The sequence below is a fragment of the Pseudodesulfovibrio profundus genome, from assembly GCF_900217235.1.
Classification (GTDB): domain Bacteria; phylum Desulfobacterota; class Desulfovibrionia; order Desulfovibrionales; family Desulfovibrionaceae; genus Pseudodesulfovibrio; species Pseudodesulfovibrio profundus.
Map to the genome: position 1 here is coordinate 4,072,986 of NZ_LT907975.1, position 22,405 is coordinate 4,095,390.

General features: G+C 52.3%; 23 protein-coding genes and 1 riboswitch. Of the genes, 6 read left to right on the top strand and 17 right to left on the bottom strand.

Features of this window, described 5'->3' with window-relative positions; genetic code table 11:
* The 11 genes from DPRO_RS19070 to DPRO_RS19120 all read right to left on the bottom strand — a co-directional run bounded on the left by DPRO_RS19070 (position 1) and on the right by DPRO_RS19120 (position 11,248).
* A complete protein-coding gene (locus DPRO_RS19070; protein WP_097013508.1) occupies positions 1 to 1,113 on the bottom strand; it encodes a small ribosomal subunit Rsm22 family protein in 1,113 nt (370 codons plus the stop codon).
* Entirely contained in the window at positions 1,103 to 2,653 is a 1,551-nt protein-coding gene (locus tag DPRO_RS19075) for an ASKHA domain-containing protein (RefSeq protein WP_097013509.1), read from the bottom strand. Before DPRO_RS19075 ends, DPRO_RS19070 begins: the two co-directional genes overlap by 11 nt.
* Positions 2,654 to 2,829: 176 nt before the next feature.
* Positions 2,830 to 3,630 carry a sirohydrochlorin cobaltochelatase gene (locus DPRO_RS19080; RefSeq protein ID WP_097013510.1) on the bottom strand — a complete coding sequence of 267 codons (801 nt, stop codon included), beginning with the start codon at positions 3,628 to 3,630 and terminating at the stop codon, positions 2,830 to 2,832.
* Complete coding sequence (gene cobI, locus DPRO_RS19085; RefSeq protein WP_097013511.1) at positions 3,627 to 4,343, bottom strand: precorrin-2 C(20)-methyltransferase; 717 nt, start codon at positions 4,341 to 4,343, stop codon at positions 3,627 to 3,629. The genes DPRO_RS19080 and cobI overlap by 4 nt, the downstream gene beginning before the upstream one ends.
* Before the next feature lie 46 nt (positions 4,344 to 4,389).
* Positions 4,390 to 5,295, bottom strand: coding sequence for an ABC transporter substrate-binding protein (locus tag DPRO_RS19090; RefSeq protein ID WP_097013512.1), 906 nt, complete (start codon positions 5,293 to 5,295; stop codon positions 4,390 to 4,392).
* Between the two features lie 2 nt (positions 5,296 to 5,297).
* A complete protein-coding gene (locus tag DPRO_RS19095) occupies positions 5,298 to 6,086 on the bottom strand; it encodes an ABC transporter ATP-binding protein (protein ID WP_097013513.1) in 789 nt (262 codons plus the stop codon).
* Entirely contained in the window at positions 6,079 to 7,116 is a 1,038-nt protein-coding gene (locus DPRO_RS19100; protein WP_097013514.1) for a FecCD family ABC transporter permease, read from the bottom strand. The genes DPRO_RS19095 and DPRO_RS19100 overlap by 8 nt, the downstream gene beginning before the upstream one ends.
* A 7-nt stretch (positions 7,117 to 7,123) precedes the next feature.
* A complete protein-coding gene (locus DPRO_RS19105; protein WP_097013515.1) occupies positions 7,124 to 8,113 on the bottom strand; it encodes a sirohydrochlorin cobaltochelatase in 990 nt (329 codons plus the stop codon).
* Positions 8,114 to 8,241: 128 nt separating this feature from the next.
* Positions 8,242 to 8,419, bottom strand: a riboswitch (cobalamin riboswitch).
* A gap of 28 nt (positions 8,420 to 8,447) precedes the next feature.
* The gene (locus DPRO_RS19110; RefSeq protein ID WP_097013516.1) at positions 8,448 to 10,097 is read right to left on the bottom strand and encodes a chemotaxis protein CheA; all 1,650 of its coding nucleotides are present in this window, start codon (positions 10,095 to 10,097) and stop codon (positions 8,448 to 8,450) included.
* A gap of 14 nt (positions 10,098 to 10,111) precedes the next feature.
* Positions 10,112 to 10,837 (bottom strand): Hpt domain-containing protein, encoded by a 726-nt coding sequence (locus DPRO_RS19115; RefSeq protein WP_097013517.1) that lies wholly within the window; start codon positions 10,835 to 10,837, stop codon positions 10,112 to 10,114.
* Between the two features lie 15 nt (positions 10,838 to 10,852).
* Entirely contained in the window at positions 10,853 to 11,248 is a 396-nt protein-coding gene (locus DPRO_RS19120; protein WP_097013518.1) for a response regulator, read from the bottom strand.
* A gap of 285 nt (positions 11,249 to 11,533) precedes the next feature.
* On the opposite strand from DPRO_RS19120, the gene DPRO_RS19125 reads away from it, so the two are divergent.
* The 6 genes from DPRO_RS19125 to DPRO_RS19150 all read left to right on the top strand — a co-directional run bounded on the left by DPRO_RS19125 (position 11,534) and on the right by DPRO_RS19150 (position 16,573).
* Positions 11,534 to 12,124, top strand: coding sequence for a TrmH family RNA methyltransferase (locus DPRO_RS19125; protein WP_097013815.1), 591 nt, complete (start codon positions 11,534 to 11,536; stop codon positions 12,122 to 12,124).
* 102 nt (positions 12,125 to 12,226) lie between these two features.
* Positions 12,227 to 12,829 (top strand): L-threonylcarbamoyladenylate synthase, encoded by a 603-nt coding sequence (locus DPRO_RS19130; protein ID WP_097013519.1) that lies wholly within the window; start codon positions 12,227 to 12,229, stop codon positions 12,827 to 12,829.
* Positions 12,830 to 12,898: 69 nt separating this feature from the next.
* Positions 12,899 to 14,371, top strand: coding sequence for a hybrid sensor histidine kinase/response regulator (locus DPRO_RS19135; RefSeq protein ID WP_097013520.1), 1,473 nt, complete (start codon positions 12,899 to 12,901; stop codon positions 14,369 to 14,371).
* Positions 14,372 to 14,489: 118 nt separating this feature from the next.
* Positions 14,490 to 14,969, top strand: a complete 480-nt coding sequence (locus DPRO_RS19140; protein WP_097013521.1) for an NUDIX domain-containing protein — start codon at positions 14,490 to 14,492, stop codon at positions 14,967 to 14,969.
* Positions 14,970 to 15,002: 33 nt separating this feature from the next.
* Complete coding sequence (pdxA, locus tag DPRO_RS19145) at positions 15,003 to 16,022, top strand: 4-hydroxythreonine-4-phosphate dehydrogenase PdxA (RefSeq protein WP_097013522.1); 1,020 nt, start codon at positions 15,003 to 15,005, stop codon at positions 16,020 to 16,022.
* Between the two features lie 2 nt (positions 16,023 to 16,024).
* Positions 16,025 to 16,573 (top strand): D-glycero-alpha-D-manno-heptose-1,7-bisphosphate 7-phosphatase, encoded by a 549-nt coding sequence (locus DPRO_RS19150; protein ID WP_097013523.1) that lies wholly within the window; start codon positions 16,025 to 16,027, stop codon positions 16,571 to 16,573.
* Between the two features lie 268 nt (positions 16,574 to 16,841).
* Here the strand turns inward: DPRO_RS19150 and DPRO_RS19155 are convergent, their stop codons facing one another.
* Genes DPRO_RS19155 through DPRO_RS19180 form a run of 6 tightly spaced genes read right to left on the bottom strand, consistent with a single transcriptional unit; the run spans position 16,842 to position 22,360 of the window.
* Positions 16,842 to 17,630, bottom strand: a complete 789-nt coding sequence (locus DPRO_RS19155) for a tetratricopeptide repeat protein (protein WP_097013524.1) — start codon at positions 17,628 to 17,630, stop codon at positions 16,842 to 16,844.
* A gap of 36 nt (positions 17,631 to 17,666) precedes the next feature.
* Positions 17,667 to 18,791: a glutamine-hydrolyzing carbamoyl-phosphate synthase small subunit gene (gene carA / locus DPRO_RS19160; protein ID WP_097013525.1), complete on the bottom strand. Its 1,125-nt coding sequence runs from the start codon at positions 18,789 to 18,791 to the stop codon at positions 17,667 to 17,669.
* On the bottom strand, positions 18,791 to 19,531 hold the full coding sequence (kdsB, locus tag DPRO_RS19165) for a 3-deoxy-manno-octulosonate cytidylyltransferase (RefSeq protein WP_097013526.1): 741 nt from the start codon (positions 19,529 to 19,531) through the stop codon (positions 18,791 to 18,793). Before kdsB ends, carA begins: the two co-directional genes overlap by 1 nt.
* Positions 19,532 to 19,550: 19 nt before the next feature.
* Entirely contained in the window at positions 19,551 to 20,837 is a 1,287-nt protein-coding gene (locus DPRO_RS19170) for a 3-deoxy-D-manno-octulosonic acid transferase (protein WP_097013527.1), read from the bottom strand.
* Position 20,838: 1 nt separating this feature from the next.
* A complete protein-coding gene (locus DPRO_RS19175; RefSeq protein ID WP_097013528.1) occupies positions 20,839 to 21,753 on the bottom strand; it encodes a D-alanine--D-alanine ligase family protein in 915 nt (304 codons plus the stop codon).
* Complete coding sequence (locus tag DPRO_RS19180; protein WP_232005651.1) at positions 21,719 to 22,360, bottom strand: HD domain-containing protein; 642 nt, start codon at positions 22,358 to 22,360, stop codon at positions 21,719 to 21,721. Before DPRO_RS19180 ends, DPRO_RS19175 begins: the two co-directional genes overlap by 35 nt.
* Positions 22,361 to 22,405: the final 45 nt, after the last annotated feature.

Below are 22,405 nucleotides of genomic sequence, written 5' to 3' on the forward strand. Positions count from 1 at the left end.
CTATCCTTTGTAGGGCAGTATGATTGCCTTTGACTTGAGATCGATCTTCGGTTTGGCGGGCCATTCAGGAGCAAAAAGCTGGCCTGGCTCAAGAGGGCGCTTGTTCCCGTAATCGATAAGGGTAAGCCCCTTGTGCGAGCATGCATACTGTCCCATGCCGCCATGTAGTCTGAAGGGCTGGGAGATAACACGAACGCCACCCCATGCTTTGCTTCCTTTTCCTGAAAGGTAGAGGAAGTTCATGGAGACATTGTCCTTGTCCAGCTTCGACTCAGCGGAGAGGTCATGCAACCACTGCGGTGCACCTTTGACGGAGAAGTTGAAGTGGCACCACGGGCTGGATTGAGAGAGTGCAGGCATTGGGCACTCTTCAACGTGAGGGCATGGAGCAATGGGCTTGAACCCGTTGTCCATCATCTGGCTGCGCATTTCGGCAATGACGCGACCCGTCAGACGCACGCCGGTCTCGATCAGCAGGACGCGCCCGGTGTCTTTGGCAGAATTGATAAGATGCTTGGTCAGCTTTTCTGCCTGCGGTCTGGCTACGCGACCGGACCAGTCAAGTTCGTTCAAGGCATTGGCAACGATGATCAAATCCGCTTTGCGGTTGATACGGTCGGTGAATGCGGCTTTGACGGTCTTGATTCTCCATGGGGAATCCTTTCCGGCAATCTGCTGGAAGATTTTGAGGCCGGTCTGCATCGCCTTGGGAGCGCGATCCATACAGGTGAAATTCAGCTTGCGTTCGCGCAGGTGAGGGCGTGACATCCACAAAGCGAGCACTGCGGTCAGTGGACCACTGCCGAGATCAACCACATCGCCACCATCAGGAATATCCAGCTCCAGGCCGGAAAAGAGCCGTGACATGCGGAAAAGGTTCCAGGGCAGAAAATAGTGGAGGTAAGGCGACTGGAATTTCGCCTCACTCATGTAATCCGTTTTGCGTTCGGAGCGCTCGCTGGTCAGTCCGCGGGACATGTCGCGTATGTCGTATTTCAGGTGCTCTCTGTGTCTGGCTTTCATGGGCCAGACTTTTTTGAGAACGCGAATGAAACGCTCCAGTTCGGCTTCGTTTTCTTCAGTCAGAAGTGGGAAAAGTTGTTCAGTCGACATATGTAAAACGCATCCTTTTCATGAATTGATCGCCAAAGCTTGCATCTGAGGCGAGATCCAGGGCGGTTATGGTTGTGGGGAGAGTCTCGGCAAATCGGCGCGCATCAGGGTCTGTAACGAGGATTTCTGATCCCTTGAGCGCGGTATTGCCCGCCTTGACGGTTCTGTTTTTACAGTTGGGAGGCAGGAAACCGATTGTTTCGAGATCGTTCAAGCTGACGTGCTCGCCCAATGCACCGGCTATGTAAATTGTTTTTAAAGCAGATGGTTTGAGTTGGGCCTCATGTAACAGGGCAGACATGGCGAGGTTGAATGCTGCTTTAACCTTGAGAATTTCTTCAATGTCTGACGCCGGAAGCATGAGTCCGTGATCCAGTGCAAAGGCTGGCTCTCCAATTTCTGTTGTTATCAGATCCTTGGCGAGTTTTGCAGCCAGTGGTGTGGTTCCTTGCCCGAACTGGCCGGAATCGTCAAGGATACCGTGGCGGATCAGGGTGGCAGTTAATGAAATATATCCCGTCCCAGTCATGCCGGTAGGGGGCGTGTGCGACTCGTCAAACAAGACCTTCTGTAATTCCTTGGGCGTCAAACGAAAGCCGGTTACTGCTCCGGGGCCGGCTGTTCTGCCATGGGTCAGCCCGACTCCTTCCAATGCAGGCCCCATGGGAACCGATGCACAGAGCCGTTTGTCCGGGCCGAGTGCGAGAATGAATTCGCCATTGGTACCCAGATCGGCAAGGAGGAACGGGTACTCAACATCGGCGTCATACTCGATGGCAGTCAGCCCGGCGCTGAGATCAGCACCAATGAATGGTGCCAACAGTGGCGCTATGTAAGCTGGGGGAAGATCAGCCCCGAGCTTTTTTTCTTCACCGCCGAAATAGGAAAGCGTGTAGGGGGCGCTGGCAAGGTCGTCCGGTTTTTTGCCCAGCAGAACGTATGTCATGGCGGAGTTGCCGGACACGGCCATGGACACGCACTTGCCCTGCATGTTGTGACTGGCAAGCCGGACCAGCTCTGTCAGACGATCAAGAATGAGCGCTCGAAGGATGAATCGGCCTTCAGCGTTTGCAGCAACAGCCAGTCGGGACATTATTTCGCTGCCAAGTCCCATTTGCGGGTTGAGTTCGTGGCCGGTGGCGACTGACTCATTTCCTATCAGAACGGACCAGTGTATGGATGTCGTGCCAAGATCAATGGCAAGGGAAAAGTCTCCGGTAGTCGTGGAGGTGGCTCGAATGGCTCGTTGACTGCGTGTTGGAGCGGGAAGTTCGATGTCGCACGACTCGGAGGGGTGAAGGCAGGAGAGTCGCCATCCCTGAACCAGAGCTTCTTCGCCGAGCTTCTTTTTTTCTTCCAGAACCGGCTCAGGCGGGTTTTCAGTGAAGCGGACCTTGCACAATCCGCATTTCCCAAGGCCGGAGCAAAGAGCCACGCCATGCCATAACCTGCTCATAACGATGGTTTTGGCCAGGGTGTCCCCTTCGCGAGGTTCCAGGGCCAGCAGTGTCCCGTCATGTGTTTTGATACGTATGCTCACGATTCGCTCCATGGTTGCGCGAAGAGTAGCCCATGGTCAGAGACCTGTAAACGGGCTTTTCCCGGCCCGCCAATGATTAGCTGGACCGTCGAACAAATACGGCGCAGGGTGTGAACTGCTGTCGCGGGCTTGACCCCGCACCTGTTGCGGTAATCAATCTTTGATCATGCTAACGATTAGCAGCGAGTCAGGCGTCGCATGGCATCATCAAGATGTTTGAGCCATATGTTGACGAGGCGCTGATACTCTCCTGCGCCTTTGAGCACGGCCTCGCATTCGATGCCCTCTTGTTCCAGTCGGGATTTCCAACTGCTTTCTCTGTCGCCGACCATGTCGCGGGCCACATGCCATCCGGCTCCGAACAGGAAGGGGAGCAGGTAGGCTTTCTTGACGCCATCTTCTTTGAAGCGGGCGAGAATGACATCGATACCGGCTTCTTCAATGTGCTCCATCACGCCCATATGGACGGTCTTGTCGCGTTCCTGAAATGCTCGGTGAAGTTCCGCATAGTAGACAGCGCCGTCATGGCGTGTGCCATGCCCCATGAACAGGACCGCGTCATTGTCGCCTTTGCCTTCTTTGGCAATGGAGAGGATGGTCTCGGCCACATGTTCAAGGCCTGTTTCTCCAGCCACCAGGGGGAAGCCGATTTCCACTCGGTTGAATCCGTTATCTTCCAGCATGTAATCGTTGGCTATGCCAAGCAGGTCGTGGAACTCCATGCCGGGGACGAGGTGCAGAGACTGGATGACCACATGAGTGAAGCCCTCGGCAAGAAGCTTGTCGAGAGCTATGGGAACAGAGTCCACCTCTTCGCCCGCCTTTTTCATGTGGCCGCGTATGATACTCGATGTGTATGCGACGCGCACCGGCGTATCCGGATACTTTTGGCGTACTTCTTCCGTGATGTGATTCAGAGAAGCTTTGGCTCGCTCGTGGCGAGAACCGAATGCGGCGAGGAGTATGGCTGTCTTCATATGGTATTATTCTTTTTCACGAGCGCGAGAGAGAAATAATGCGGTGTCTTCGGGGCATCCTTTATGTCCATGAGAATGGATTCTCCATCCATCCCCAACCGTGATACGAGTACGGTCTTGTCGTTGAGGCGCATTTTCTCCAGCGTTCCGCGTATTGCTTCAAAATTTTTGTAGGCCTTCAGGATAACGGCATTATCGGCCACGTCAAGCTGTCTTTCCAAAGATTCGTCGTCTGTCACCCCTGATGTAATCAGCAGGGATTCCTTGGACTCGGCAAGGACCAGCCCTATTTTGGCTGCAGCGGCATGGAACGAGGTGATCCCGGGAATCGCTTCCAGCTTAATGGACGGGTCCATTTTCAGCATGGTTCTCTGGAGATAGCCGTAGGTGGAGTAAGTCAGCGGATCGCCCAAGGTGATGAAGGCCGCGTTATCGCCGCGTTTCAGAACCTCCGAAACGATCTGTGCATTTTTATCCCATGCAGCTTCCAGTTCGTCCTGGTCTTTTGTCATTGGGAAGCCAAGGTTGATGACTTCCACTCCGGGCTTCAGGTGGGGCTTGGCAATACCATACGCCGTGGAATAATCGTTTTTAGTCGACGATGCAGCGAATATGACATCAACTTCGCCCAATGCACGGACTGCTTTGAGGGTGAGAAGTTCCGGGTCGCCCGGGCCGACCCCGATGCCGTATAATGTTCCTTGGCGTGTCATGATAATTCCTTGAAGTGACTGATTAACTGTTTTGACTTATTACGTATTAATGGTTGTTCACCGGGTGAAGTAACCTGTGCACGGTTTCAATTCCCGTGAGCAGTCGCATGGTCGGGCGAGACACGAGGTGCTCGTCCACGAGAAAGACATTGCGATCGCGAACCGCCTTGATTCGAGAGGCTGCCGGGCCGTTGGTTATGTCCTTTACCTCAACCCGGTTCATGGTTCCGTACTGGGCCAGATAGATGTCTATCTTTGCGGATTTGTGAAGCATCCGCTCTAATCCATAGTTTGCAATGTTGGTTCCGTGCCGAGGCTTGGCATCGCTGGCTATATTCACGCCACCTGCCATTTCCACGACGAAAATTGGCATGGAACCGGGGCTGAATGTGGCATATTTCCTATGAATTGATTCAAAAAAGACTTTTGGCCTGACGGTGCCGGGAATCTGTTCCAGCTTGATCAGGGCGACTTCAAGACCTTCCTTGAAATCCCCGATCATGCGTTCGGCTTGCAGTTCCTTGCCGGTCAATCGACCAAGCGTACGCCAGTAGTCGTACATTTCGTCGACTGTGTTGGGTTGCAGTGCGACGACCTGTATGCCGCGGCGTGAAAGGGCATTCCACAGCGCCGGGTAGGCGCGGTACTGCATGGGACGAATAAGGATCACATCGGGATCGGCTGCAACAAAACGCTCCACGCCGTCGCGGGTGTTAAAGCGTTCCTTTTCCCCCACTTGAGGTGGATAGTTGTCGTTATTGCCGACACCGATGATTTCATCATCAAGTCCGAGGGTGTACAGGTTTTCCGTGTGGGCGGCATATAAGGAAATGATTCGTGTGTAGGGGGCCTTGAAAAAGAATGACTGACCGGCATCGTCAGTGATCTTTTCCGCATGGGCCGGATTACAGAATAGAAATAGCAGAAAGTATACGAGTAAAAAGCGTTTCAAGATTATTCCCCTGATTCATATGTGACGGTAAGGCTGTCGGAAGGACCGTGCTCGGCAATATGCGCTTTGACTCCGAAGACTTCCTGAATGGTAGCCGGAGTCAATGTCTGGCGCGGTGTCCCCTGGCTGTGCAGAAGCCCGTTTGCCATGACGGCTATGCGGTCGCAGTATCGTGCGGCCATGCTGAGATCGTGCAACACGGTGATGACCGTGCGTCCTTTATCGCGTGCCAGTCTTTTGAGCACACGCATGGCTTTCAAGGCGTGCCGGATGTCCATACTTGATGTGGGCTCATCTAGCAACAGTACAGGGGTGTCCTGTGCCAGTGCCCGCGCAAAAACGGTTCGTTGCCGTTCCCCGCCGGAGAGCTGATCAAGTGTGCGGTGTGTCAGGTGACTGAGGTCCATACAATCCAGGGCGGCATGAACAGCGCTCAAATCCTCTTCGGTGGGATTGTTGAATCGTGGGATATACGGATGACGCCCCATGAGCACGGCATCAAAAACCGTGAATGGAAAGGTGAAGGAAGATTCCTGTGGAACGACGGAAATCTGTTTGGCTCGCTCTGGAATGGGGAGTGAGTGAAGGTCTTTGCCTCCAATGGAAATGTTGCCGCCGGATGGCTGCAAGTTGCCGGAAATCGTATTGAGCAGCGTTGTCTTACCGCATCCGTTCGGTCCTATGACAGCGTGAAGTTGACCTGCATCAAACGTGATGTCCAGCCCATGCAGAACCTGCTGGTTCCTGTATCCGAATGCTACGGATTCGATGCCTACTTCGACACTACGCATGGTTGCCTGCACGACGTGTTTTGGTGAAGAGCCAGCAGAAGACCGGGCCGCCGATCAGGGCGGTCAGGACACCGATGGGGACTTCATGGGGCAGAATGGCTCGGGTCAAGGTGTCTGCACTGATCAGGAGTAATGCTCCACCCAAGCCTGATGCGGGCAGGAGGAAGCGGTTGTCCGGGCCGATGATGAATCGCATGAGGTGGGGGATGATGAGTCCGACAAAGCCGATAACACCGGATATGGCAACACAGATGGCGCTGACCAGTGAGGCGGTGAGCAGCAGGGTTAACCGAATGCGGGGAGTCTCGACCCCAAGGCTTGCCGCTGTCCGACTGCCAAGGCTCATGAGGTTGAGATCACGCGCATAATACAGACAGATGAGAAAAGCACAGAGGGCGGCGATGCCGGTTAGGCTGGCGTCGAACCATGTTCGGGAACTGAAACTGCCCATGAGCCAGAACACAATGGCGGCCACCCGTTCATCGGCCAGGTATTTGATGAAGCTTATGGCAGCCGAAAGGATCGCGGAAACGATGACGCCGGAAAGGATGAGGTTGGCAGGAGCCAACTCACTGTCACGGCCTGACATGGCAATGACCGCGAACAGTGTGGCTGTTGCACCGATAAAAGCCATGACGCACAGGGTGGTCGGTCCCAGAAACGATAAGCCCAGCAGCAACGACAGGGCCGCTCCGAAGGCCGCTCCTGATGAAACACCGAGGGTAAATGGGTCAGCCAGAGGATTGAGCAGCAGTCCCTGAAAGACAGTGCCAGCCATGGCAAGACCGAAGCCCACGAAAATGGATGTGAGTATGCGCGGCAGCCTTACGTCGATGACGATGCTTTGATGCAAGGGGTCAACCGAGCCTGCCGTCCCCAGCAGGCCATGCCAGATGGAAGCGACAACATCCGTTGCGCTGATGGCGATGAATCCCATACCAGTTGCCACGATTGCAGTAAGCAAAAGTGCTGCTGCAAGCGAGGTGATGACCAGAGTGGCGCGGGATGAGCTGTGAAGGACGGCAGGCATGTTGGTATTACGGCAGCATGTGCGTTTGCGAGAGAGCGTCCTTGAGATGATCCACATACATTTGTGCGAATGCATCCACAGAGCCAAGCCCACGAAGTTCGGTCTTCACGTTGAATCCGGCTTTGGTCAGCATGACCTTCCAGGAATCATCCTCATCACCAGCCATGTCGTTGGAGGCGTGATCACCGGCTACAACCATGAAAGGTTTCATGAGAACATTCTTCTTGCCCGAGGCTTTCAGCGCGGCCAGCAGGTCGTTGAAGTTTGGAAATCCTTCCACGCATCCGACAAATACTGGATACCCATGGACTGCCTGCATCTCACGCTGGAATTCTGCATAAATGCCTGTTGAGTAAAAGTCGTTGCCATGCCCCATGTAAACGAGCGCCGCATTGTTTGCTTTGGCATCCTCGACATCGTGGGCCAGGGCATCAACCGCGGTCCGTATGTCATCCATATACGGATATTTGTCTCCCGGCATACCGAGGGCAGGGCGTCCAAGACGCAGGGAGGTGAAGGGCTGCCATTTGGCTTTTACCGTCTTGATGGAACGAAGCCCCACCATGACAGCCTTGAGATCGGCAAATTCTTCACCGGCGAAGATATGCAGTGGTTGAACTGCGATATCCTTGTACCCTGCATCCTGCAGGAGCCCCAGAGTGGCCAAGGGGCTTTTGACGTAAAGGATATCTTCAGGAATGGAAGGATTCTCTTTGAGCCACTGCTCATTGGACTGGCGCTTTTGCCAGATGCCACGGATGATATCGGACGTAAAAGCGAGGCGGATGTGAATGTCGGGAAACTCCGCAGCAACTTTGTTCCGAATGTTGAGGATGGATTCAAGCGTCTTTGGATACGATGTGCCAAAGGCCGCCAAAACAATCGCTTTTTTGGCGGGTTCGCTTACGTGATGCCCGGCCTTTGCTGGCAAGGTGGTCACAAGGCAGAAAAAGATAAGGAGCGCCGGTACAAGTGTACGGCGGGTCAATAGGGTCATGGTTCCTCCAAAAGGAGGGCTGTTTACAGGGCAAAAAAATATTCCCCTCCCTCACCATATTCTGAGGAAGGGGAACCGTTTTTTCCCTTCGTATACCTGTGGCGGCAAGCCCACGTACCACCGAGGCAAACCAATATCGTTTTCAGGCAGGTCTTCCGGCTGGCTCCTCCTGTTTTCGCCTTCCCGACCGGTGGTCAGTGGCATAATGAAAACAGTTCGGCAGAGCGTCACGGCGGCGGGTCCGCTCCCGATTTACACGGGATTCCCTATCAAGTCCGTCAGGACACCTGAAGCTGAGCTAATAGGCTGGTCGTCCAGTCTCTGTCAAGGTCGTCTAACTGGAGGTGTTGATGCGATCCTGAAAATTCTGGAGCATCTCTTCAGTGTCGATGACCAGTGCATCGGATTCACCCATCATTCCGTAGCCCAGAATGGGGACATGGAAAATCTCTTCTACCGGAACGGTGAAGCCGGTGATAACGACCTGCTGCTGGCGAAGCACTTCATCAACCAGAATGGCAGCCTTGTATTCTCCCACTCGAACGACGATGGCCTGCGCCATTTCAATGTCGTCCACTTCGGGTGTTATGCCGAGAAGATCGCCAAGTCTGAGCAGGGAGTGGACTTCGCCTCGAACGTCAACAGTTTCGCGACCATCCGGCAGTTCGACGACCTCGTTGTGGCGAGGCATGTAGATTTCCATGACGTCACGACTGGGAACGATGTAGACCTCTCCGCCGACCTTGCAGACCAGGGCGTCGACAATGCCTTCGTTGGCCGAGCGGTCGAGGGGGATGGATATGGTGAACGATGCGCCGTGGCCCAGGTCGCTTTCGATGGTCACATCACCATCAAGAGTGACACGAATGGCGTTGACGACCGCATCCATGCCGACACCGCGACCGGAAACGTCGGTAATTTTTTCTGCCGTTGAAAAGCCTGACTGGAGGACGAATTGAAGAATTTCGTTCTTTTCGTACTCTTCCGATGGATCGGCCAGCCCCTTCTCAATCGCCTTGTTCAGAATGCGGTCGGGATCAAGCCCGCGACCGTCATCCTTGACCTGAATGTATGCGTTGTCGCCCTTGCGCCATGCGGCGAGAGTGACATTGCCGACTTCGGGCTTGCTGGTTTCCTTACGCTCTTCCGGTGTCTCCAAACCGTGGTCGACTGCATTGCGCAGCAGGTGAACCAGTGGTTCGTTGAGGCTTTCGACAATGGTCTTGTCGAGGGGGAGTTCATCTCCCTTGACCGTGAAGTCAAGCTTCTTGCCGATCTTCTGGCTAAGGGATTTGACCAGGCGATGCATGGGCATGAAAATCTGCTTGAGCGGAACAAGCCGGATGGCATCAACTTCCTTCTGAAGCTGGCTGATGACATTGTCGAGTTCACGCAGCGAAGATGCCACCTGATTGAGGTTGGTCGTGCCACCCTGTGCAATGACAGCGTAGGTGACCATGAGCTTTCCTACCAGTTCGATGACGCGATCGAGGCTGTCGGTCGGAACACGTATCGATGAAATGGCCTGCTGGCTCGAGGGCTTTTCCGCTTTGGCTTTTGTTTTTGCTTCCTGTGGTTCGGCTTCCGGTGCTGCATCCGCTTCGGCAGGTGATACTTCTTCCGGTTTTTCCTCGAATGCCTTGGCTGCTTCCTCTTCATTTTCTTCAAGGAAGGATTCATCTGCTACGGGCTTGGAATCGACGATGCCCATTGAGGTGGCACCGGCTTCCATGTTGCCGCCAAGAGCGAATAAAAATCGCTTCTGGGCTTCGCAGACGCCGAGCATGGCTGTGATGATATCGTCGTTGACCGGCGTGATGCCGTCGGTCAGCATGTCCAATATGGCAATGACACTGGCGCTTGACAGTTTCATGTTGGACAGTCCGAGCGCATCCACAGCGTCACCGGCATTCTGGCCGGTTGCTGATACTTCGAGAATTTGTTTCTCAATCTCTTCGATGCATTGGATGATGCTGTCCTGCATGTATGTTCCCCGAATTATTGCGTCGTAAAATAAGTTTCTTCATCAGGATAGATGGCGATTGTCGAATCAAATTTCCAAGTATAGAGAGTGGATTTTGCGTCAGGTGACAAGCCGCATGCCGCGATTTGAAATGTCGTTCCCATGCTGGCAATTGCGCCCCACGCAGTTGATCCGAAGGTCAGTACCTCCGAGAGATCAAGGAGTATTTTGTCTCCGGGTTCCACTCCCATGATTGCGCCCATGATGGGCTTGTAATGAGCATCAATATGAACACGAGGATCTTTCACCCTGAGAATAGTGACCTCATCCCGGGTCTCCACTGCCACTCCGGCCCCTGCCACAAACCCATCTTCCTGACCCGAGGCCGAAGCTTCGGCTATCAATGCCAGGACTTCCTGCTGTTCCTCTTCATCCACTTCGTCATCACGCAACTGTTCCAGAACCTGGAAGATCATGTTGACGCCACGAGAGAGCAGCGTCAGATTTTCGCTGGTTGGGTCCACATCCCCCGATTGGACCTTTTTGAGAAAATCCTCGATCTGATGGGTGAAGTGAGATGCAGGTTCAAATCCGGCCATGAACCCGGTAACCCCTTTGATCGTGTGCAAAGGGCGTGAGAGAATCTCAATGCCTTCGCCAACGTCTGCGGATTCGAGCATCTCCAACCCTTCCATCACTTGAGGGTAGTACTTGTCATTGACCTCGGAAAAGAATTCTTCGATCATGGGATCGTCGGTCATATTCCCAATCCTGTCCTAATTGTTGAGCAAACCGAGCTTTTTCAATTCCATATACAATTTATCTTTGGCCACAGGCTTGACGATGTAAGCGGATGCTTCCCCGTCATAGAATGATTTTAGCACGGTCTGCGGATCATCCAGCGCTGTTGTCATGATCACTTTGGCCTTGGGGCTGAGGCTTTCCTGCTCTTCCATGGTTCGTATCCGGTTGAGCGCTTCAATGCCATCCACTTCTGGCATCATGATGTCCATGAGAATAAGTGAGTATGGTTTGTTTTCGGTGTGGGCCAGCTTGAATGCCTCCACCGCTTCACGTCCATTAACAACAATGTCCACGTCAAATAGTGCCATGAGGAACGATTTCAGCACTTTTCGACTCAGGAATTCGTCTTCGACAATGAGTGCTCTCATTTATAACTCCATGTCCATGCAGTGATGTTCACGTGATCTTTTCCTATGTAATTGAAAATTTTGTCAATATGCTGATCTAAAATATAGCTTTCCGTTTTTCTGTCTCTGTTTCTATACATTAAAATCAATCAAATTGTTACATCTAGTTCATTTCTTATTCAATGATAATAAGCTAAAATTCTGCAACTATTGATATGAATCTCTCTTGACGGTTGTCTTAGGACCCCGCTCAGACATACACGATGCCACTTGATCAAAACTTTCGGAAAGAGTACCAAGTCGTTCATGTCGAGACCAATCACCGAAAGGCGTAAACGGCGAATCGATGCGGTTTTAGCCAAACGCCAGAAATCATTGACCATGGTTATGGATAATATCTGGGACCCGCACAATGTTTCCGCTGTCTTACGCAGTTGTGATGCTTTCGGGGTTTCCGACGTCCATCTCTACTACACAACATCCAAATGGCCTGACCTTGGCAAGAAAAGCTCGGCATCTGCAAAAAAGTGGGTGAGAAGAACGCGCCACATTGATGCAGAGGCCATGGTTAGCCAGCTCCGCAGTGATGGTTGCCAGGTGTTGAGAACCGGTTTTTCCGCGGACGCACGGCCAGTCATGGATTTTGATTTCACCAAGCCGACAGCAATCATTCTCAGCAATGAGCACAATGGGACAGCACCGGAAATCGCTGAGGTGGTTCCGGACGAAATATACATTCCGATGTTCGGCATGGTGCAGAGCTTCAATGTCTCCGTGGCAGCAGCCATTATACTATACGAAGCATCCAAGCAGCGGCAGGAAGCCGGGCTGTATGACGCTCCTTCCTTTTCTGAAGAGGAATTGGCGCAGATGCAATCTGAATGGTATGAACGATAGAATGTATTTTTCTGTTGAAAGTGGTAGGCTTCGGGGATACATAATCGACCAAAGAACTTTCCTTTCCTCTTTTGGAATGAAAGGAATTGCTTGGAGGCAACTTTGCAGAATCTCATAAAAGCGCTGACCGAAGGCGATACAATCGTCTATCCTACCGAGACTCTCTATGCTCTTGGATGCGATGCAACCAAAGAAGCTGCGTGCAACAAGGTCATAGAGATAAAGAACAGGCCGAAAGCCAAGCCGCTGCCGCTGATCATTGGTGGTGTGGACATGCTGGGGCTCGTCACTGACGACAGACCCCAGGTTCTTCAGGAACTTGCCAGTTCCTTTTGGCCCGGCCCTCTTTCCATCCTCGTCAAGGCATTGCCCGAATTGCCTGCCAGTCTCTCGGATGATGATGGGTTCACATCCGTGCGCTGGAGCGGTCATCCTTTTGCTGCTGAGCTATCACGGCGTCTGCGAAAGCCTATTGTCTCCACCAGTGCAAACCTTAGCGGAAAACCTCCTGTTGCACATCCGGAAGATTTGGACAGCCGACTCCTTGATTTGGCCGGGGCGGCTTATTTTGATCCTCCGTGGCCCAAAGGTGGAAAACCATCCACTGTTATACGCATACTCAGCTTCAACAGGCTTGAGGTGTTGCGTGAGGGTGCCGTATCGGTGAAAATGCTCTGCGACAAAGGTTTTTCAGTTACTCTTTAGATAGAAAATAACTGACTTTCGCAGAATGAATACTCATGGTAGGTTTTCTCAGATACTGGGAGAACCATCATGACGCAAACCGAGATCAGTCCTGATACGCATCTTATTCTCGTGGCAGAGGACAGTAAGGTTGTCTATACTGCCCTTAAGTCCACAATCGAAGAGCATCTGAAATTTGAAGTCGTTGTTCTGAAGTCGTTTGATGAGGCTCAATCGTTTCTTGATTCCAATGAACAGCCTATATTTGTCGCAATTCTTGATCTGCACATGCCGGGGTCCCGGGATGGACAGATTGTGGACATGTTTTGTGAAAGGAAAATTCCCAGCATCGTCTACACCTCGGATTTCACCGAGGAAACCCGCAAGCGCATGCAGTCGAAGAACATCATTGACTATCTGGTCAAGAATTCAAAGACTGTCGATAATCTCATAGAATATCTTGCAAATTTATATCGCAACACCCGCATCCACGCTCTCCTGGTGGAGGATTCGGGGTCGTTTCGTCTTTGGATGCGGCATATGCTGGAGAAGCAGCAGTTCAATGTCATTGAGGCGAGAGATGGCGAAGAAGCGTGGAAGTATATTCTCTCACATGACAAAATCGATCTTGTTGTCGCTGACTATGCTTTGCCCGGCATGGATGGAATTGAGCTGACACAAGCCATCCGCAACAAATATTCCAAGCAGGAAATAATCGTGCTTGGATTGTCTTCTGTTTCTGATCCCATGTTGACTGCACGGTTTATCAAAAGCGGTGCCAATGACTTCCTGGCCAAACCGGTACAGGTCGAGGAGCTGTTCTGTCGCGTCAACCACCATGTCGAAATGTTGGATACGATTCGGGCACTTCGGAAATCTGATCAACTGAAAAACCTGTTTATGGGGATGGCTGTGCATGATTTGCGTAGCCCCATCAATGGAATTAACGGTTTTACGACCATGCTTCTGGATGGCACGTATGGGCCTCTCAGTGAGGAGCAAAAAGAGATCATCCAATTTGTCCATGATGCAAATAAGAACATGGGGCTGCTGGTGCATGACCTGCTGGATATTTCCGTCATTGAATCGGGTAAACTGGTTTTGGAAAAAAGGGAGTCCAACATCGAAATCCTGGTTGAACACCGTTTGCGGATTCATGGACACATGGCAAAAAACAAAGGGGTTCAGTTAATTCCGTATTTTGAAGATGTCGCACCCTTCCCATTTGATGAGAATCGAATTGGTCAGGTGCTCGACAATCTGCTGACCAATGCAATCAAATTTTCTCCCAGTAATGGCATCGTCAAGGTATTGGTTTCGTCTCAGGAAGACAGTGTGAAAATATGTATTCAGGATAAAGGGGAGGGCGTACCGCCAGGGGAAGAGATGCTCCTTTTCCAGTCGTTCTCCAAAACAAGCATTGAGCCGACAGGCGGTGAATCCGGGACCGGCCTCGGGTTGCCAATCGTCAAAAAGATTGTGGAAGCCCATGGGGGCAAAGTCTGGGTGGTGAGCGATTATCCTCATGGCGCCACTTTCTGCTTCTCCCTGCCTGCCAGGTAGAAGTTCGCCTATGTTTTTCTGATTATTGGCCTTTGGGCGCACTTCGGGTAGACTCTCGTCATCTGATAATGGCGGATACCACTCATTGCATCCGCGCAAGCCAAGATAAGGAAACATCGTGCAAACCTTGAAACCATGTCCCCACTGTGGTGAAGGAATTCCCACATATAGCAACCCCACTCCAACAGTTGATGTCGTCATCCTTGTCCCCGACGGGGCAGAAGGTGAGGACGGTATTGTGCTGGTTGAACGGCTAAATCCTCCGCATGGATGGGCGTTGCCCGGTGGGTTCGTTGATGAAGGGGAGACTTGCGAAGCCGCCGCCATTCGAGAAATGCGCGAGGAAACCGGGCTTGATGTTGTGCTCACCGGCCTGTTAGGAGTGTATTCCGATCCGCGACGGGACCCCCGTCAGCATACGATGAGTGTCGTTTATACCGGCGTGGCAAAGAACATATCCACATTGTCGGCTGGAGATGACGCCAAGAAGGTGATAGTTGTGCCGATTGGCAAGTGGCCAAAGCTGGTTTTTGACCATGAACAGATTCTTTGTGATTTTAAAAGACGTCACGATGCCATGAATGGCATCTCTGCATAATGACTACCAATAGAACTCTTTTCGGATAAATCTATGCGTACTGTTTGTATTACTTTGGGGGACCCTTGCGGTCTTGGGCCTGAGTTGGTCGTTCGGCATTTTGCCAGGGAATCAGCTCGTCGCGATGAGAAGGTGCTGATCATTGGACCAGAGTCAGCTCTTGTCAGAGAAATGGATCGACACGGAGTTCATCCCTTTTATGTGCGACTCGACAAGCCGGAGGATATTGAGAATCAGGACGCAGACGTCTTTCTCTATGAACCTCCGCAGCTTTCCCGTCTAGGATTTGTGGCAGGTGAAGCCACCCGCGAAGGAGGGCTTGCAGCCGGTGTTAGCCTGGATGTGGCTGTATCGCTTTTGGCCGATGGAAAGGCTGACGGGTTGCTGACCTGCCCGTTGAATAAGGCCATGTTGCACAAGGCTGGCTTTGATTTTCCCGGACACACCGAGTTTCTGGCTGAAAAGTTGGGAGTCGGTAAGGAGAACGTGTGCATGCATTTGTGCGGGCATGCTCCCAAGGAAGACGACAAACCAAAGCTCCGAGTCAGTCTCGTGACTACGCATCCCCCCATCTGTGAAGTCCCTAAGCTCGTTACCGGGGAAAGAATTCTCCATTGCTTGCGTTTGACCAATGACTTCGTGCAGGCAATGGGTTTTGGCAATCGCATTGCTGTTTGCGGCTTGAATCCCCATGCAGGGGAGGGGGGCCGGATTGGTCTTGAGGAAGAGACTGTCATTACTCCTGCCATTGAAGCTGCACGGAGCGAGGGGATGAACATCAGTGGGCCGTTGCCAGCGGATACGGTGTTTCATTTCGCTGCCAAAGGTGAATATGCCGCTGTTCTTGCCATGTATCATGATCAGGGGTTGGGGCCGTTGAAGCTGCTCCATTTCAGTGAGGCAGTGAACGTGACACTGGGACTGCCTTGTCCTCGGACATCACCAGATCATGGAACCGGGTACGACCTTGTCGGTACCGGGCGTGCTTCAATCAAGAGCTTTCAGGCTGCTTACGACATGGTTCGCCGTCTGGTTGAATCCAAAGGGAAGTAACTATGCCTAAACGATTTGTGTTGTTGGACCGGGATGGGACGATAATTGTCGATAAGCACTATCTGCATGATCCAAATGAAGTCGAGCTGCTGCCCAATGCCGCCGAGGGCCTCAAGCGCATGCAGGACATGGGATTCGGGCTGGCTGTCCTGACCAACCAAAGTGGCGTGGGACGTGGTTATTTCAGCGAGGATGAAGTGCGCGCGTGTAATGCCCAATTGCAGAAGTTGCTTGAGCCTCACGGGATTGTGATCAGTGGGTTTTTCTTTTGCCCTCATGCCCCGGATGAAACTTGCGACTGCCGTAAACCGGCTCCGGGTTTGATGCGTCAGGCAGCGGAGGTGTTGGGATTCGATCCCAATGAATCATATATGATTGGGGATAAGAAGGCGGATATAGGGGTTGGACAGGCTACAGGTGCTGTGTCCGTGCTTGTACGTACCGGCTATGGTCGGAAAGCTGAAGCCGATTGTGGTGAACAGGCAGACTATTGTGCTGATGATTTGTTGGACGCTGCAGAGTTCATTCGTCTGAACGAAGGCTCCAAATAGTAAGCCCAATGGTCTGGCTACTTCTTGCGCTTATCCAACCAGTAAGAGCCATAACACATCAAAAGCGTGAAGCCGATTTCAACCAGGGTCTTTGGAATGAGCACCCAGCCAAATTCTGTCCAGTAGTTCATTAATAACTCCTTTTTATTCACAAAGTTCGGAGCTATTAGCAACTAGTATCACTTTTGTAAAGATAGTTTGATAGAGGGTGGGCGATAAAAAGAATCCCCGACCTGTTCAGCTGGGGATTCTCATAAAGGCAGATGGTTTATCCTAATTTTTTCTTCGCGAACTTCAGCATCTTTGCTGCTTCTGCAAAGTCCGGATTAATACTGATGGCATTTTGCGCCGAGCGTGCCATCTTGCTCCACTTTTTCCAGTCGTAGTACAATCGGCCTACATTGTAGTGAAGGTACTCGTCGTCTGAACTCAGGGTCAACGCCTTGAGGTAGTACTTTTCTGCGGTTTCATAGTCTTCCATCTTGCGAAGGACCATACCGATTCTATTGTACAGATGGATGGCGTTGGGGTCGTCCTTCAGCGCATCGTCCAACATGTGGAACGCTTCTTTGTACCGACCGGCGTTAAGATATCGATCGGCAATATCCGCTTTAAGGTCGGCGTCAGCGCCATAGTCAATGATCAACTGGTCAAATACCGATTTGGCGTTATCCCATTCCTGGCTGTCCAGGTGCTGTTGCCCCTTCTCTACAGCCGCTTTCTTCTGGGCAAGGATCGCTTGCATCGAGTCATTGAGAGACTGTTGAAGTTCCTGCAATAATTCATGCATGGCTTCGAGAAGTGCTCGCTCATCGCCAGGATTGTATTTGATGACAAGGGGATATACTTCCCGAATCTTCGGGTCACTGTTCAGTTGTTGTGTCACCCGTTCAAGGATGTCCTGAAACTCTTCCCGCTCATTCTTCATGACAGGATTCTTCAGGAAAAGGATCAGACCGTCATGGATCGCCTGAACAGCGGCCATATACTTGCCCTTCTTGAGCATGGTCGATACGGAATTGAGCTTCTTCCTTGAAGTAATCAGATCATTGGACATGACAGTTGCTCTCTTTTTCGAGTGATCCTCAGTGGGTTATTTCCCCGTGGTTTCCTTCACCATATCACGAAAACGCTTAAAGAAATAGCGGCTGTCGTGTGGTCCAGGGCCAGCTTCAGGGTGGTGCTGTATGGCAAGCATGGGGTAATCCTTGTGCTTGAAGCCTTCCAGCGTGTTGTCATTGAGGTTCATATGGGTTTTCTCAAGGAAGTCCAACCCTTCAATGTCAACACAGAACCCGTGGTTCTGCGAGGAGATTTCGATTTTTTCTGTTTCAAGATCGATAACCGGATGGTTACATCCATGATGTCCGAACTTGAGTTTGTATGTTTTTCCGCCCATGGCCAGACCAAGGATCTGGTGACCAAGGCAGATACCGGCGATGGGGTAGTCCTTATACAGGTCTTTGGTTGCTTCTACAGCGGTTTCAACGGCAGCCGGATCACCGGGGCCGTTTGAAAGGAAAATGGAATCAGGGTTGAGTTCCCTGATCTGGGCTGCAGTAAAGCTGGACGGCAGGACGATCATGTCGAACCCTTCGGCTTCGAGAAGGCGCAGGATATTCCACTTGATTCCAAAGTCATAGACAGCAAGCTTGGGGCCGGTGCCTTTCCACTGAAAGTCTTTGAGGTTGTCGATGAAGACGCACTTTTTGCCATCCCATGTATAGGGTTTTTCGCAGGACACACGATCCGCGAGGTTCAACCCTTCCATATTTTCGACTCCACGGGCCTTTTTAACCAGCTCTGCAGGGTCGACGTCGCCAGTTGCCATAAAGCCTCTCTGGGCTCCATGAAGGCGTAAATGGCGTGTCAGTGCGCGAGTGTCAATCCCCTCGATTCCCATGACGCCGATCTTTTCCAGGTACTCTGGCAGCGACATGGTTGAGCGCCAGTTGCTTGGCTTCTTGCAACATTCCTTGACGATGAATCCTCCGACCTGAACCTGATGCGATTCGATATCTTCGGGATTTACGCCGTAGTTGCCGATGAGCGGGTAGGTCATCGTCACCATTTGACCTGTGTACGAGGGGTCGGTCAGGATTTCCTGATAACCGGTCATGCCGGTGTTGAAGATAACTTCACCGCTGGCTTCGCCCTGTCCGGTGAAGCTTCTCCCCTTGAAAATGGTTCCATCTTCCAGCGCCAGTATTGCTTTCATCAAATGTTCTCCAAAATTTCCTTCGCATAAGCGAGATCTTCAGGCCGATCCACCCCATGGCAGGTGTGATCGGTTTCCGTCACGTAAATATCGATACCGTCTTCGAGCAGACGGAGCTGTTCCAGTTTTTCACGCAACTCCAACGGGCTTGGCGGCAATTGTCCAAAGCGTTTGAGTACGTCCATTCGAAATGCATACAAGCCTATATGTAACAAAAATGAATGTACTTTTTCATCTCGGTCGAATGGGACAAGGGAGCGCGAGAAGTAGAGTGCTCGACCGTTGTGTGCCCGAACCACCTTGACGCGATCCGGGGACGATGCCTCCTCTCTCCCGATGGGAGTGGCAAGTGTTGCAGCCTTCACTTCACTAGAGGAGAAGGGCTTGAGTAAATCCGAAAGCATTTCAGGGGCGAGACAAGGCTCGTCACCCTGGATGTTCACAACGACTGCGTCGTCGTCCAAATCAAGCTTCATGGCGGCTTCCAGAACCCGGTCTGTACCGCTTTGATGATGCGACCCTGTCATCACGACAGGAATATCCAACTGCTGGGCAGCCTCGAAAATGCGTGAATCGTCGGTTGCCAGCGTCACACTGCTGAGCAGAGGACACTGTGCTGCACGTTGTTGAACATGCCAGAACATAGGTTTGCCCCCGATAATAGCAAGGGGTTTGCCTGGAAAGCGAGAGGATTCATATCTCGCTGGGATGATGCCGTGACACGTGGGGAAATTGCTCATTGTTCTGCGTCGTGGTTAATTAAACATTATTGAGGAATTCGGCAACCTGTTTGGAGACAGCTTTCGCGCCGCCCGTTCGGTCCTTGATGTACGCGTTTGCCTTGGCATAGATTTCCTTGCGTGGAACGTCCTCGTCAAGGATTTCAATCAGCAGGTTGAGGACATGTTCGGCGTCTTCTCCCATGCGTGCCAAGCCTAAATCAAAAATATCCTGACCAATCCAGGTAAAGTTTGACCAGTGTGGTCCAATAACCGGGGTCACGCCGCAGGTCAGTGGCTCAAGAAAGTTCTGGCCGCCAAGGGGGGCAAGAGAACCTCCGACAAACGCTGCATCCGCCAGTCCATAGGCCGGGACCAACTCTCCAAACGTGTCCCAGAGAATGGCTGTTCCCGGACGTGGAGGCTCGGTCATTGTTGAACGAAGCGACCATGTGAGACCAACTGAATCCAGTGCTTTTGACCAGAGCGGTACGTGATGCATATGCCGGGGAAAAAGTCCGACAACGGTTTTGGTGCGATGGCGGACGAGGGCGGCTGCGATTTTCTTGACCGGCGTCATCTCTTCCTTGCGAACAGAGCCAAGGACGATAAAATTCATATCTTCAGGAATGAAGCTGGCAAGCGGGTTGTCTTTCCGCTGCATGGGACCGGCTCCGGCCATGCGGTCAAATTTGATATTGGGCATGACCCATACGCGATCACGACCGAACAAGGTGCCGAAGCGTCTTCCATCGGTTTCGGATATGGCCATAATCCTGTTGGGACCGAGCTCGCGAAACAGTGACGGCCATGACAGGTAGCCGCCAAGGGATTTGGTAGACATCCGCCCGTTGGCAAGCAGAGTCTTGACGCCAAATTCCTTGCAGGCATTGAGGAAGCCGGGCCAGATTTCGGTCTCCATGATCAGTGCAACTTCCGGACGAACATGGCGCATCATCTGGCGCATGATATCCGGTGCATCAAAAGGGAAATACCATGGCTGAACAGCGATGCCTTTTCGGTCGGCATTGATCTCATCGGCGGCGCGTTGCAGTGTCTCAAACCCCTGCAGAGTATTAGCCGTAACCAAAACCCGTAATGTGGAGTTCTTCTTGTTCTCAAGGTGTTTGAGTACTTCCCATGTAAGGTACGCCTCCCCGCCACTGGCTGCCTGAATCCACAGGTGTGCATGGGCGGGGTAGCCGCCGGAAAGGGTGCGTTGCTCCCAACCATCCTTCAACCGATGATTGAGCTTGAGAAAAGGAGTGGCTGCTTTCCAGCCTAAATTGTAAGCGGACAGAGCTGTCTTGATGAGTCCTTTCCCCATGCTATTGGTCCTTCCCGGCCATGCCCAGTTCCATGAGGCGAGCAATTAGGTCGGTGAAAGAGAGGCCGATTGCGGCAGCTGCCCGCGGGAGGAGGCTGGTCGGCGTCATGCCCGGCAGTGTATTGACCTCCAGCAGGTAGAATTCACCGTCCGGAGTCATGATGAAATCACCACGGCTATAGCCGGTCAGCCCAAGCGCTTCATGTGCTGTGCGCATTTGAGCCTGAATTGATTTGGTGACGGAATCATCAACCGGTGCCGGACAAATCTCTTCGGCTCCATCGGCAGCATACTTGTTCTCATAATCAAAGAATTCCGAATCATCGCGCGGAGTGATCATCACGAGCGGGAGCGGCTCTTCGCCGAGTATCCCACAGGTCAACTCCACACCGGGAATGAACTCCTCAACAAGAGCTGACTGGCACATGGCAAACACCTTATCCAGGGCAGCGGGAAAGTCTTTGGCCTCTTTTACCAGCGACATGCCGAGGCTGGAGCCGCCTTTGTTCGGCTTGACGAAAACTGGTAGATCAAGCTTGAGCTGTGCCTGTCTCCCCTGGGTCGGGGTAACGAGCTGCCAGTTAGGAGTATTGAGATTCCTGTCTTCGAAGATTTCCTTGGAAGCGGCTTTGTTCAGCGCCAGATAGGATGCTGCTGCTCCTGCTCCCTGATACGGGCAACCAGCTTTGTCGAGAATCGCTTGAATCAGACCGTCTTCACCGGGGGTCCCATGAAGGTTGATAAAAGCAAACTCAGCGGTTCGGGCAATGGTCAGCAGATTTTTGAAATCTTCAGCCGGATCGAAAAACGTAACGGTATGGCCCAGTTCTTCAAGAGCTTCATGAATCTTTTTTGCTCCTGACAACGAGACTTCCCGTTCGTCAGACCATCCGCCCGCTATCAAAATCACATGCATTGAGATCTACCTCAAGAGAGTCGCTAAGCAGCGTTTCCAGTGCCACCGCCTGCGAGCGGGTGACTTCAATTCGCTGCCGAATATAATCTGTGGCGCCATATCGCTTGGTCAGGTCCCTGAATCGTGATTCGATGGTCACGATGGTGTTGTGGCGGACGCGTTTGTCCGCATAAATGACCGCGAGTGGCGTGAAGTACTTGTTGATATCAACCTCGAACGGCCAGAAAACATGGTGCGTAACCCCGGTGGCAATGGTCGGGTTACCGGTAATCTCTGTCGTCCATGCTCCGCCCAACTGGCTGTGGTTGCCACCATGCAGGATGGAGTAGGTCTTGGCAATATCGTGCATCAGGGCTGATGCGCGAATCGTCGGTACATCGATGTCAAAGCCCAGCTCGCGTCCGCGCTTTGCGACAAATGTCGCCACTTGGGCCACCTTCATGCTGTGCTCGGCAATATTGTCGAGCATGGAGAAGTGAGCCCAGTGCTCTGCGCACTGACGGTCGTTCGGGACATGGAGAGAATCATCATGGCGCACCGGGGGAGGTGGCGGAAGAGGGGACAGAGGCTGTTCCTCGGCGATTTCGGGTGTCTCGTTGGTGCTCATGGACATCTTGTGGGTTGGGCGTGCCGCTTCACTGCGACACCATTC